The 13,656-nt window shown below is 39.3% G+C and carries 12 protein-coding genes; 4 read left to right on the forward strand and 8 right to left on the reverse strand.

Features of this window, described 5'->3' with window-relative positions; genetic code table 11:
* Window positions 1-252: 252 nt before the first annotated feature.
* Window positions 253-441, forward strand: a complete 189-nt coding sequence (locus QQK06_RS03145; RefSeq protein WP_284243140.1) for a hypothetical protein — start codon at window positions 253-255, stop codon at window positions 439-441.
* Window positions 442-537: 96 nt separating this feature from the next.
* On the opposite strand, the gene QQK06_RS03150 is transcribed toward QQK06_RS03145, so the two are convergent.
* The gene (locus tag QQK06_RS03150; RefSeq protein ID WP_284243141.1) at window positions 538-3,372 is read right to left on the reverse strand and encodes a tetratricopeptide repeat protein; all 2,835 of its coding nucleotides are present in this window, start codon (window positions 3,370-3,372) and stop codon (window positions 538-540) included.
* A gap of 184 nt (window positions 3,373-3,556) precedes the next feature.
* Between QQK06_RS03150 and QQK06_RS03155 the strand changes: the two genes are divergently transcribed.
* Complete coding sequence (locus QQK06_RS03155; protein ID WP_284243142.1) at window positions 3,557-4,348, forward strand: ion transporter; 792 nt, start codon at window positions 3,557-3,559, stop codon at window positions 4,346-4,348.
* A gap of 63 nt (window positions 4,349-4,411) precedes the next feature.
* Here the strand turns inward: QQK06_RS03155 and QQK06_RS03160 are convergent, their stop codons facing one another.
* The 4 genes from QQK06_RS03160 to QQK06_RS03175 all read right to left on the reverse strand — a co-directional run bounded on the left by QQK06_RS03160 (window position 4,412) and on the right by QQK06_RS03175 (window position 7,798).
* Window positions 4,412-4,984, reverse strand: a complete 573-nt coding sequence (locus tag QQK06_RS03160; protein ID WP_284243143.1) for a CBS domain-containing protein — start codon at window positions 4,982-4,984, stop codon at window positions 4,412-4,414.
* A 180-nt stretch (window positions 4,985-5,164) separates the two neighbouring features.
* The gene (locus tag QQK06_RS03165; RefSeq protein ID WP_284243144.1) at window positions 5,165-5,461 is read right to left on the reverse strand and encodes a hypothetical protein; all 297 of its coding nucleotides are present in this window, start codon (window positions 5,459-5,461) and stop codon (window positions 5,165-5,167) included.
* A gap of 120 nt (window positions 5,462-5,581) precedes the next feature.
* Window positions 5,582-7,000 (reverse strand): sodium:proton antiporter NhaD, encoded by a 1,419-nt coding sequence (gene nhaD, locus QQK06_RS03170; RefSeq protein WP_284243145.1) that lies wholly within the window; start codon window positions 6,998-7,000, stop codon window positions 5,582-5,584.
* A gap of 159 nt (window positions 7,001-7,159) precedes the next feature.
* On the reverse strand, window positions 7,160-7,798 hold the full coding sequence (locus QQK06_RS03175; RefSeq protein WP_284246559.1) for an MBL fold metallo-hydrolase: 639 nt from the start codon (window positions 7,796-7,798) through the stop codon (window positions 7,160-7,162).
* 201 nt (window positions 7,799-7,999) lie between these two features.
* On the opposite strand from QQK06_RS03175, the gene QQK06_RS03180 reads away from it, so the two are divergent.
* Window positions 8,000-9,337: a sodium-dependent transporter gene (locus QQK06_RS03180; protein WP_284243147.1), complete on the forward strand. Its 1,338-nt coding sequence runs from the start codon at window positions 8,000-8,002 to the stop codon at window positions 9,335-9,337.
* Between the two features lie 72 nt (window positions 9,338-9,409).
* Here QQK06_RS03180 and QQK06_RS03185 read toward each other — a convergent pair whose 3' ends face one another.
* From QQK06_RS03185 to QQK06_RS03195, 3 genes are all read right to left on the reverse strand, one after another.
* The gene (locus QQK06_RS03185; protein ID WP_284243148.1) at window positions 9,410-10,294 is read right to left on the reverse strand and encodes an SGNH/GDSL hydrolase family protein; all 885 of its coding nucleotides are present in this window, start codon (window positions 10,292-10,294) and stop codon (window positions 9,410-9,412) included.
* A 407-nt stretch (window positions 10,295-10,701) separates the two neighbouring features.
* A complete protein-coding gene (locus tag QQK06_RS03190) occupies window positions 10,702-11,208 on the reverse strand; it encodes a hypothetical protein (RefSeq protein ID WP_284243150.1) in 507 nt (168 codons plus the stop codon).
* Between the two features lie 60 nt (window positions 11,209-11,268).
* Window positions 11,269-12,459 (reverse strand): GGDEF domain-containing protein, encoded by a 1,191-nt coding sequence (locus QQK06_RS03195; RefSeq protein WP_284243151.1) that lies wholly within the window; start codon window positions 12,457-12,459, stop codon window positions 11,269-11,271.
* Window positions 12,460-12,631: 172 nt separating this feature from the next.
* On the opposite strand from QQK06_RS03195, the gene QQK06_RS03200 reads away from it, so the two are divergent.
* Window positions 12,632-13,651 carry a GGDEF domain-containing protein gene (locus tag QQK06_RS03200; protein WP_348541179.1) on the forward strand — a complete coding sequence of 340 codons (1,020 nt, stop codon included), beginning with the start codon at window positions 12,632-12,634 and terminating at the stop codon, window positions 13,649-13,651.
* Window positions 13,652-13,656 lie beyond the last annotated feature (5 nt).

The raw sequence follows: 13,656 nt of genomic DNA on the forward strand, positions 1-13,656 counted from the left end.
ACTGGTTTCCATCTACATTCTCAGCAATTACCTACTTGGCTTAAATCAAACCGCATTAACGGAGCCCATGAGCATTGGCTTATTTATTGAAGCTATGCTCTGGAGTATTTTGCTAAATAATATATTCAAATTGTGCTTTGTATTTTATATGTCAAAGAAACCAGTAAAGGTGGAGACGAATGAGATAAACTTTTTGGCTATAAAAGTGACCGTTTTGGCTACTTTATACTGTCACTAACGGTGATCGGCGTTTTGGGTCAGGTATATCTTTCTTCAGTAATGGACGAGCAATTGGCAACACATTTTGCCTTCAGTGAATTAGCACCACAATATAATATTTGCAACACCTTGCTTATTGGTTTTCTGCTGTCAGAAATTTGTAAATACGGCGCACAGTTAGTCTATTATCGCAAAGAGCACTATGATGGCCGAAGTATTTAGCACTTCTCTAGCGGAAGTTTTTCAATATCAGGAACCGCAATAATTTCAAGTAAAGTAGATGACATTAACGTAGCCTTGGCAGCGAGCAGTTAGCCGCTACCACAGTACTTGATCTATTTCGTTTAATAATAATTGTGTTAAATCATTAACATCTGAATAGCGCTCTGATTTTACGGCTATTTCCAAATCGAGCGCCCTTCTAGACAACATACTAAAGCCAAACATTTGTGCCGCACCGGCGATACGATGCACCAGCTCTTTCAGTAAATCATAATTATCAGCATTAAGATGAGCAACAATATCTTGCTGTTCTAATGCCAGATTAGATTTAAATTGCTGCACCAGATCAGACATATCCACTTGTTCAAGCGATTGATTAGCATCTTCTACCGAGACATCACAATGAAGATACTGAGCAATAGTATTAATAAAAGCTTTACGCTCAATCGGTTTTTTCAAATGAGCGGTAAAGCCTAATTCAATATAATGAGCCACTTCATGTGACATCGCATTCGCGGTAAGGGCTATAATTGGAACGCTACAGCCCTGCTGTCTTAAAATAGTAAAGGCTTCAATGCCATCCATTTCCGGCATTTGAATATCTAGTAAAATAAGCTGAGGTTTATGATCAGCGTATAAATCTATCACTTCTTGACCGTTACAGGCACCAATCACGTCTAAGCCTAGCGTTTTTAAAAAACGTGCGATCAAACGACGATTATCATCATGATCATCGGCTAATAGCACAGTACCATTGAAATAAGTTTGCTCAGCGGGTCGTTCAACTTTTGATAACACGGTTTGCGCTTTGGCTACTTGCCCTTGCTCCAGCGAATGCTCAAATGGAATGATCAGTGAAAAGGTACTGCCTTGATTAAGCTGACTGTCTATTTCAATACGGCCATTCATTAAACGCGCTAATTGTTCAGACAGGCATAGACCAAGCCCGGAGCCACCAAAGCGCCGACTAATACTACTATCCCCTTGAGTAAAACTTTCAAAAACTTGCTGGATTTGGGTATAACTTAAACCGATACCTGTGTCAGTCACTTTAAATATCAGTTCATTTTTCTGCACAGAGACGTTGATATTTACACTACCGCGCGGCGTAAATTTAATCGCATTCGAACATAGGTTTATCAGTACCTGTTTTACTCTGAGGCCATCAATTTCGACGATAAAAGGCGAGCTCAAATGATGGGTGATCTTAAATTCAAGTCCTTTACTATACGCCTGTTCAGTAAACATATTAGCCAATTCAGTCAGGATCTGATGCAAATCCTCCATCTGTAACTCGAGCTCAAGTTTATTAGCTTCAATCTTACTTAAGTCTAAAATATTATTAATTAGCTCAAGCAGATACAAACTATTCCCGTGAATAATCTCTACTTCTTTCTCAAGGTATTGCTGATCGACATCACCACTGATAATGGCCTCGGCCTGACCAATAATAGCGGTGAGTGGCGTACGTATTTCATGGCTCATATTTGCCAAAAACTGACTTTTTATGCTGTTCGCCTGTTTAAGCTGCTCAGTAAGCTTTTCTAATTCTATCGTTCTTTGTTTTACCTGTACCGCCAGTTCAGACTTTAATCGTCGATCAACCTGTCTGCGGTAATTCAAAAACAAAATTAACAGCACTAGTATTACCGCCCCTATCGCTAGGTTTTGCTTTTGATTCGCCTGCGCGATTTCTAGCTGCTTGAGCTTTTTGCTTTGCTGCAATTGAGCAACTTGTTGCTTTAATTCTGCAGATTCAAATTTTGCTAAATATTCATTGAGTTGATCATTAGAGAGTTTATGGTTAAGCGCAATAAATTCCTGATAGCTTTTTAACGCTGCGACTCTGTTTCCTGTTGCACTATAAACCATAGGAAGCAAGGATAAATTAGCCCTTAATTGTTGTTGGTAATCTAAAGCTTGTGCGATTTCACTGGAACGGTGTAATAACGCTAATGGTTTTTCCGTTTGCCCCTGAACAAACAATGCCTGTGCTAAACTCTGTAAACTACCTGCGGTAATAGCATTAAACTTATATTGTTCACTGATGTTAAGTGCCAATTGCGCATAATGCTGCGCTTCATCAACTTGATGAAGCTCATTATAAACTTCCGCCAAATTGTGATAGCTCGACGCTAAATGATAGTTATCTTGCGTTTGTCGATAATAGTTCAACGCCAGTAACAAGTGCTCTATCGCCCGAGGAAAATCACCGCTATGCTTATAAGTCACACCAAGATCAGAACGCACGCTCGCTAAGCCTTCCTGATCATTAAAAAGCTTACGTTTAGCCTGTACCTGATTAAACATTTCAATCGCCAGATCATAGCGCCTAAGCCGCAAATACAGACCGGCAATATTATAACGGATGTCCACCAAATCAACGTCAGTACCATGTTGCTTGTATATAACTTCTGCTAACTGGTAACTGTCTAAGGCTTTTAACGTTTGTCCCATCGCCGCATAAACTAGACCGATATTATTGTATAAATTCGCCTGTTCAACCTTTTTTTCTAACGGCTGATAGCGCTGTAATGCTTGTTGGTAAGAAGTTAATGCTTTGGGAAAATTTCCCTGATAATAATGAAAAATCCCTTGCATCTTATAGGCTACAGCCGCCACGTCAGGCCAAGATTTTTCCTCGGCAATCATCAATACTGAGGATACAGTATCAAGCGCCTGGTCAAAGTTTCGTTGCCGAAAATATAACTTGGCCTGAATATTAAGAATTTCCACCTTTTCGGCGAGCGAATAGGAACCACTGCGCAGCAAACCATCGACGGCCTGCAATGCCTGCTGAGTATCTTGTAATTGTTGTATTTCAGCCAGTTTGTCCTTAACTACATTGTCAAATGCGCAACTACTGAAACTTATCCCAGTAACGAGCACAAATGACACAGCTAATACTAAAAGGCGACCACCACCTAGCATTAACACTCCATTTTTTATTAGCGCTATATTATGGCTCTTTTATAACATTTTTATTGATTAAATCATATATCGCCTCAGTAGGTTAGCGCGATGAAAAGTACTAAGTGTTGATTTTCATCCACAGTGGACATATTACTCGGTATAATCCTGACAATTTTGTCATTTGCTATACCCTAAATTAATCATGTATCAATCAATCAAAGAAAACCTCTATCGTTTAAAAGAGAATAAGCTGTTTGAGCTCTCTGTAGTCACAGTGATCATCATTTCGGCGCTAGAAATTGGCGCAAAAACTTTTGAGTTATCAGATCAAGCCTATTCGTTCACCTCGATACTCGATGCATTTATCACCTTATTTTTTCTAGTCGAGATCTGTATTCGCTTTATTGCCGATAACAATAAACGTCACTTTTTTAAAAAAGGCTGGAATGTCTTTGATACCTTAGTGGTGTTGGTCAGCCTCATTCCAATTGATAACAGCGAAATGGCGCTATTAGCACGGCTGGTCAGGGTTTTTCGCGTGCTCCGTATGGTTTCAGTTGTACCTGAGCTTAGAGTACTGATCAATTCTCTGCTTAAAGCCATGCCTCAGCTTGGCTATGTTATTTTACTAATGTTTATCATCTTTTATATCTATGCCGCTATCGGCAGCTTCGTTTTTAAAGATATCAATCCAAAACTATGGGGAGACATTGCGATTTCCATGCTGACACTATTTCGCATTATGACCTTTGAAGACTGGACTGATATTCAATATGAAACGATGGAAGTCTATCCATGGAGCTGGGTGTTCTATCTGACGTTTATCTTTTTTACCGCGTTTGCCTTCTTAAATATGGTGATAGGGATAGTGGTTAATGTCATGGAAGAGGAACACGCTAGCATGAGAAAGTCGAAAGAGCCTTCGCTAACAGAATTACAACAAGAGCTGGCAGAAATAAAGGCACTGATCAAACAGCAATCCAGCCAACAATAATTTAATATAAATGCCCTAGTGTCGTTGTTACACTAGGGCTTTTGCTAAAAAGCGAGTCAGCAATTAGCAAACGGCTTTGCCGTGGATCACTTCGAACAATTCACTAAATGAAGTTTTAATATTGATATCAATCGGCAAATGAAGCTTACGAGCAATATCACTGGTTGATATCACCCCACGGATATGATGATGCTGACGATCCACCACCAGACAATGACGTAAGCCGTAACTTTTAAGTGTCGTCACCACATCATTGACACTGGAACGTTGTAATTCAGAATAATCAAAAGCATGTAACGCCTGTTTAGCTAACATCATATCCGTCACCAAAATATCCTCACGGTTAACCCCCTTTGACATTTCTGCTAACAATGACTGTTCTGATAACTCATTCGTACTGATAATACCTAAAAAATCATTATCATGTGACACCACAATTTTCATTTGCACGTGACTTTTTCTCATCATAGTTAACGCGTCTTGCGCTAATGTGTCACCGTCAATCACTAACGGCTGATGAGCCTTAAAATCAGTAAAAATCTTATCCGCTGGTGAAGCAAGTGTGGTTTGTTCAAAGTATTCGGGAGAGACCACTTGATCAATCTGCTCTAAATTAAATAAGTGTAAATTTTTCATAACCACCTCAAAACTAAAATAAAATTGGAAAACCCTGAGCGACAATAACGCTAAGGTCGATAGCAAAAGTTTTTAGTTAACAGGCTATTAAGAGTGTCAAATCATTCTATTAACCGAAATCCGGCTTAACAGGAGATCAACCACCAGCACTCACACAAAAAGAAGAAAAGATGATAGCTGTTAACTAAAAACAGCAATGTTAGGTGGAGCGCGAGGATTAATTAATTGATAGGGTGAGCTTAAGGCAATAAAAGATGGTTTATTTATCAGACCAAGAGAGCAAGTCAATAATGATACAGAGTGATTGGCATAACTTACAGCAACCGGCAAATCAAAATCAGTATCTAGCTCTTGCGGCGTATCTAGAATGAGTTGCTTAACCGTATTTAGGTCGTCATTTTCAACAAAATCATAACTCTGCTCCAATAGAGAACAGATAGAAAAAAATAATGAGACAACAAAAAATACTCTGAACACTGCACAACTTAAATTTAGCAGACTCTATTAATAGAGATGGTGTATAAAGCGAATAGTTTCAAGTATTTTTTATTAATTGCTGAAAAGAGCTAGTTTTGACTAACTCTTTTCAGTCATTGTTTAGCCATTGATTAAAAAATGCAGAGATATACTGGCAACATAACCCAAAATTATCGCCCAGCTCCACTTTAAATGGCCTAGAAAGGAGTACTTACCTTTCGTTTGTCCCATTAACGCAACCCCGGCAGCAGAGCCGACTGACAATAAACTACCACCGACGCCTGCGGTCATAGTTACCAGTAACCACTGCTGCAAGTCCATCGCAGGATTCATCTTAAGCACGGCAAATACGACGGGGATATTATCGACAATTGCTGACAGCACACCAACAAAAATGTTGGCATAGGTCGGGCTCCAATGACTATATAGAACCTCAGAAACTAAACTTAAGTAGCCCATAAAGCCCAAACCACCAACGCACATCACCACGCCATAGAAAAACAGCAAGGTATCCCATTCCGCGCGAGCAATTTTATCAAAGATATCAAATGGCACTATGTTACCCAAACGCTTCAATGCTTTTTCATCTTTACGCAATTGCGCCTGAGTACGTTTTTTATCGAGCGAGCGAGGTAAACTTTTTCGTAAATAAAAGCCTAAAAATTTCAGGTAGCCAAGTCCCATCATCATGCCAAGTACTGGCGGCATGTTGACAACGCTATGACAAATTACCGCTGTTGCTATCGTCAATACAAACAAGAAAACAATACGCTTTGCACCACGCTTAAGGGTAAATTCATTATCGATGATCGGCGTCGATTGTTCATTAGAGATAAATAAACTCATAATCAAGGCTGGAACAAAAAAGTTAACAAACGATGGGACAAACAGCACAAAAAATTGCTGAAATTTTACTAACCCCGCCTGCCATATCATCAATGTGGTGATATCACCAAACGGGCTAAATACCCCACCAGCATTTGACGCGACGACAATGTTAATACAGGCAATATTGATAAACTTGATATCCTTAGGCGCCACTTTTAACACAATCGCACACATTAACATTGCGGTAGTCAGATTGTTGGCAAATGATGAAATCGCAAACGCCAGTAACCCGGTAAGCCAGAACAAGCTACGTAAACTTAAGCCCTTCGCTATCATCCAGATACGTAGGCCATCAAAGACACCTCGCTCTTCCAACGCATTGATGTACGTCATGGCAACTAGCAAAAATAGTAACAACTGGGCATATTCCAACAGGTTATGATTAAACGCATGCTCAGCTTGTGCCGGTATACCATGCTGGGTATAAACCCAGCCAATGATAAACCAGATAACACCTGCAGCGACCAATACAGGTTTAGATTTGCGAAGATGGATAAATTCTTCACCTATCACTAACAAATAAGCAATAGAAAACAATGTGATGGCAACAAAGCCTGCGACTGAGCTAGTTAAATCAATATGACCAGCAGAAGATGCCCAAACTGGGCACGAAATAAAAATGAGCAAAAATGCGCTAATGAACTTGTTCAAGACGGTATCTCTAATATGAAAATAAGAGCAAAAAATAGGGCGCTATTTTACGTCCTATTTAAGATAAAAAGAACAAACAATCAGCTCATTTATTGATTTTGATTATAATTTTCCCTTATAGATAAATACGATAGTGAAATATCACCACAATATTCGCTTTTAGGCCATGTCACCTACAAACGGATTACTTTGTCGCTCTTCGCCAAAGGTACTCATAGGACCATGACCCGGAATAAAGCGAACATCATTACCAAGTGGGAATAAGTTTTCCCGAATCGATTTTATTAATGTTGCGTGATCGCCACGCGGAAAGTCAGTACGGCCGATAGAACCACGAAATAACACATCTCCAACTTGTGCTAATTTCGATTGTCGATGGAAAAATACCACATGACCTGGCGTGTGCCCCGGACAGAAATACACTTCTAATTCAATATTACCGAATGTAACAGTATCTCCTTGTACTAACCAGCGGTCCGTAGTGAAATGTTCGGCATGGGCAAAGCCAAAGCGCTGTTTTTGTTCAGGAATAAGGTCTATCCAGAATTGATCTTCTTTATGGGGTCCTTCAATCGGCACCTGATAATGAGATGATAATGCTTTTGTCGCACCAGCATGATCTATATGTGCATGGGTGAGTAACACTTTTTCTAACGTCACTCCCTGCTGCTCAATGGCATTAATAATCAGTTCGATATCGCCACCTGGATCAACTACCGCAGCTTTCATGGTTTCGTCACACCAGAATAAAGTACAATTTTGTTGGAATGGTGTTACCGGAATAATTTGAAACTGCAGCATAATCTACCTTTATTACTTAATGAAAGAATTTGTCTTATGGCAGTCAATCGTATTGCTACTCTTTAGCCATGTCTGCAAAATTTTACATTCTTCTCTGTTCGATAAAAAGTCAAATTAACGAAAACGCTAAAATCACTTCACTATCGAACAGTAACTCGGTAAGCTCGAGCACAAATAAAAAATATAAATAATTGTTTTATGACTCAAACCAGAGATTCTTTTCACTCCCGTATTGGCTTTGTCTTAGCGGCCGCTGGCTCAGCCATAGGATTAGGTAATATTTGGGGATTCCCAACTAACGCGGCAAATAACGGTGGTGGCGCGTTTTTATTTGTCTACTTAGTTGTGACCTTATTACTGGCACTTCCTGCATTATACGCCGAGGTTTACATAGGGAACCAAGCACAAAAAAACCCGGTATCAGCACTTGGCGATGCATGCAAAAATTTCTCAGAACGATTAGGACGTTATGGCGGCGTTATTGGCTTATGTGGTGCGATAATGATGTTGAGTTTCTATACCATAGTTGCCGGTTGGATGCTGTCACATGCTTTGTCTGCGATTAGCCAATTAATCGGCTTAACCGATTTATCAACTTGGCTAGCAACATCAAGTACCGAAAGAAATTTGATTTTCACCCCTATTTTCATCCTATTAGGAGCCGCGATTATTCATCAAGGGGTCAATAAAGGCATTGAAAAATGGTCCACCCGCTTAATGCCCATCTTACTACTGATGTTGTTTGGTCTGATCATTTATATTTTACAACAACCAGGAGCCATAGAAGGCCTGAAAGTGTATTTGATCCCAGATTTCACTCAGATAACGAATCCAGAGTTAGTCATTTCAGCCATGGGACAAGCATTTTTCTCATTGTCTATAGGGGTTGGCGGTATGATGGTGTATGGCTCTTACATGCAAAAAGATAAGGATCTTGGCAAACTAGTGCTATCGATCACCGCATTAGATACCGGCATCGCCTTCTTAGCAGGGCTATTAATTATACCAGCACTATTTGTTGCACAGCATGCCGGACAGCAGGTATTTCAAGACAATCAATTAGTTGGTGAAGGACAATTAATTTTTCATATTTTACCTGAGTTATTTGCTTCAATGGGTTCGATTGGGTTAGTCGTTGCCACAGGCTTTTTCTTACTGTTATCAATTGCTGCGTTAACTTCAACTATTTCTTCAACGGAAGTACCTGTCGCCTATTTAGTGGAAGATAAAAACGTCTCTAGGCGCAAAGCTACTTGGTTAGTATCCGCAGTAGTATTATTCTTTTCTATGCTCTTAATTGCCTTTTTCGACGTGCTTTTTGGCGCCTTTATCCGAGTACTTACCACTATTTTACAGCCACTTAGCTGCTTATTTTACTTTATTGTTGTCGGTTGGTTATGGCACCGAGGTAATAAACTACGTGATAAGTCATTACAACACGGCAGAAAATATTTGGTGATGTGGGGCAACTATTTACGCTTTGTTTGCCCGGTATTGTTAACCGTGGTCTTTGTTAACGTAGCCATTTTAAACTAGCTAATAGCATTTATTCATTTAGGCTCAGGTAAAATCATTTGCCTGAGCTTTTATCTTTAAGCTTAAGTCATGCTAACCAGCACTTTCCTTACTTTGTATCACTTGTGCAACATGCTCTGCCCAAACTTTATAAGCTTGCTGCCCCGGATGAAAACCATCAGCTGCAATAAAGCGTTTATCTATAATTACGGGGGTTTGCACGAACGTGCACCCGATTTCTGTTAATGCCACCGCCCGCATTATCTGGTTAAACTGACGCGCCCTAAGCCCTAACCACCAGCGTAGCGGTTGTGGCAATGCCGGAAATAAATGCATCGGCGGCACACTGGAATAATAAATATGCTTTGCTGAAAACTTAGTTCGCAGCAGCTCAGCGATTACAGTTAAATTTTTCGTCCAAAGACGAGCACTTACCAGCTTGGTCACATCATTAACCCCGATAGAAATAACTACAACATCAACAGGGATTGCCGGCACCTTAGCTAGTTTACTCAATAATTGCGCCGATGAATCACCGGAATTAGCCAATAATTGCCAGGAAACGGAGCAACTACTCACTAATGCATCAAGCAGACGCCCACAAAGTGCATCTTGCTGGTGGTCAACACCAACTCCAGCAGCAGCTGAGTCTCCCACAATCAACAAAGAAAGTTTATCGCCATTACCTGACTCTCCCCCTCTTTCTCCTTGAGGCTCAGGCAATAGCGGTGTTTTCTTCCGAACAATTTTACCCTGAACATACAAAACAGGGCCAAGTAAGATTAGTGCGATGTGATAAAGCATACTTCCCCTCACTTCACCTATAAAAATATAAATGACTGGTCCTGAAATTAAATATGCACGCCAATCACAAGTCATTGGTGCAAATACTTCATTGATAACTTGTGTCTTTTTATGCTTTTCATCTAGCTGGTAATGCTTACTTGTATTTGCTATATCACGCCAAACTTTATGCACTATTCCCGACTTAATTAATCCATTCAACATATAAATGATGAGCAGTAATAGCAAAATTAAAGGCTATATAAGCATTAGACCAATCTTTTTCCAGTTGTTTGTATTCCCACTTAAGTTTACAAAGTAAGTCTTAACACGAATTTAATAATAACCGAGGTGTTTTCTTTATATTGCTTCCTGCCAATTAATAAACTCCTATCTAATGTTTACTCTTTATAAGAATTATTAAAATATTAATCACTAACATTATTACGGCTTTTTTCTTCCACGACACAAAACTAAATCAGCCTGCTTAACCGTTTGTTCAAAGCTTTCTTTTACGCCATGAGTACATGAGTAGCAGCACCGATTGAAATAGTTCCCTGACGGTTTTCAATTCATTCCGACAGTACTTTTTATCAGCCACATTAGTTTCCCCATGCCTCTGATATTGTTACTTGACAAACTGTATATGCAGAAAGCTGTTGATGAGCGACACCACGTACTCTAAATGTAGTGTTTGAATCTGGTTTTAACACGATATCATCGTCTGATACGGCAAAAGAGTCGATTAGTTGATTGTTGTCATCAAAAAATTCAACTTGGTATTGAATGCCTTTAAATTGGTAACCACTGACATTCTTTACCTCGCCTAAACAGGCAACATATTGAGTATCACCTTCGAGCTTAATCGAAATACTGTCTACCTTAGCCACTAAATTGTCGGCCGCTTGGTCTTTTAAATCACGTAAATAAAAATTTTCGTAAAAAATAAAGCCAAATATTCCAAGAATAAGAAAACTAAGTAAGGTAATTAAAATAGGGTTATTTTCTAAATTTGAAAATTTGGCCTGTAATGAACGACATTGCGGGCATTTTTTGGCACGCTCATCAATTTCACAAAAGCACATAATGCAGTTTTTAACATTTTTCATAACTTTCCTTCGTTGTTAAACCGTGTATTTAAAAGCCGACATCATCACATCTCATGTGGATTAATCACTGACGTTATTCCGTCCTTTTTTCTTAGCACGATACAGGGCTAAATCCGCTTGTTTGACTGTTTGTTCAAAGCTTTCTTTAACACTGCGGGTCGATACCCCGATTGAAATAGTCACACTGACGGTCTTCAATTCGTTCGATGTCTTACCCTGCCTTGCTTTTTTAGTTTTACGCAGTGGCTGACGTATGACAATTTTATAATCAGCTATATCCTGTCGTAAACGTTCAAGCTCTGCTATCACGTCTTGCGCAGTTTTACGTGGAAATATCGCGGTAAATTCTTCACCGCCATAGCGAAACACCCGACCGCCAGCGCGAATTGTTGCTAATTTCGACGCTACCAGCTTTAATACCTGATCGCCAATATCATGACCATAAGTATCATTAAATTTCTTAAAGTGATCGATATCTATCATGGCAACGCAATATTTTCGCCCTAAGGATAACGCATATTGATTGAGCGCTCTGCGCGATGGCAAACTAGTCAACTCATCGCGATACGCGAGATAATAAGAATCAATCACTACCACCAGAATATATTGGATAGCGATTAAGCTCAGCAACACTGACAACGGCATAGTGAGTTGCTGCTGATAAAATAAATTCGTAATAACTAAGCTAGTTAATACCGATGATGCAAACAGTGCTGGCTTACGTAAACTCTGATATAAAATAAATAACGCCACCGCATAAAGTGGCAATAACACCACCATAGCGCCGATATCAAAAGCAATAAACGGTTGCTGCTGATTATATTGTACCAGCCAATCTACGGCGTATAGCCAGCCTTTAGCCAAGCCCAGACATAACGTTAAACCGATTAAACGCATAACACCGTGGATCGATAATAATCCGCGATCTTTAATTAAAATGAGATAGGCCAAAGCAAATATTACCGCAACAAACAACCATTGTTGATTTGCATTAAGCCAGCTGTTACCAGCTATTACTCCTTGTTTAACCAGATAGAATAGACTGAGCGCTATTAGTAATAAGGTTATACGAGTACGACTAAATTGGGCAGAAAATAAAATGCCTACCGCTAAAATGCCATAAAGTACTTGTTCGATTAGTGCGAGTTTAACTTGCCATTTATTTTGTAAATAAAACGCGAATGCAAAAGTAAGCGAAACCGCTAAACCGGTCCATAAGGTGGTTTTTAACCCTTCTAATTTTTGTAGCAAATGATACCCCTCATTTATTTGCTATATGGCTTAAAACCTTACTATCTTAGCTATCGATAAAGTGTTTTACCATCTATAATTGAGCCTGAACTGGTAATAAGAATGAGTAATAAATATTAGTGATCTCACCCAGCTTGGTTGTAACAATGTTCCTTTTGTTCAGGCAAACAAAATAAAATTAACCAATATTGTTGCACTGATAACCACAGTGATCTCTGGGATTTATACCCTCAATTATTTGTTAGTTCTACAGCATACTACCGTAGCCATGATTAATCTTGGCTTTACCCTTTTATATCTGGTGCCGTTATATCTTAATGCTAAACACCAGGCCAAACTCGCTAAAACGTGGCTTTTTATACTGTTAATGGTGCATATCGCTATTTGTACTAATTTGTATGTCAGTAATCTATCCGGCTTCCACCTTTATTATTTTCTCGTCCCAACCGGCGCGTTTTTGTTATTCAACCTTGAAGATAAAACAGAAAAAATCGCCCTAAGCGTGCTCGCTAGCCTGCTGTACTTATATTGCGAAAATACCCCTAATAACACACCGCTGCTGCAATTAAGTGAACAGATGAACCATTTAATTTATCAATCTGTTGTTTTAGTGAATATGATAGAAGTAGTCATAGTGCTGACCTTATTTGTCAAACAAATCGAAAACAATGAACAGCAACTAAGAACACAGGCGACCACTGATGCTCTGACAGGGATCGCAAATCGCCGTTATTTTTTTCAACAAACCGAACAAGCTCTGGCTCAGGCTAAATTACAGCAACGCTCATTTTCTGTGCTGATCATAGATTTTGATTTATTTAAACAAATTAATGACAACTACGGGCACTTTTCCGGCGATGCTTGTTTAAAACAAGTTTGCTCGCTGATCAAAGACTATATCCGCCAGCAAGATTTATTTGCTCGTTTGGGTGGAGAAGAATTTGTCTTATCCCTAGTTGATACCAATAATTTAGAGGCAATTCTATTAGCTGAAAAACTTTGCCAACTGATCGCAAACTATCCAATATTAATTGATGAAGATACTCAAATTAATTGTACTGTCAGCATCGGAGTTGCTAGCTTAACTAAGGACAACGATAATTTAGATACCCTGCTTAACCAGGCTGATAAAGCGCTATACCAGGCAAAAGACCAAGGCAGAAACCGGGTACTAAGTGCTAATGCCAATTAAAGAGT

Source organism: Thalassotalea insulae (assembly GCF_030161395.1).
GTDB lineage: Bacteria > Pseudomonadota > Gammaproteobacteria > Enterobacterales > Alteromonadaceae > Thalassotalea_E > Thalassotalea_E insulae.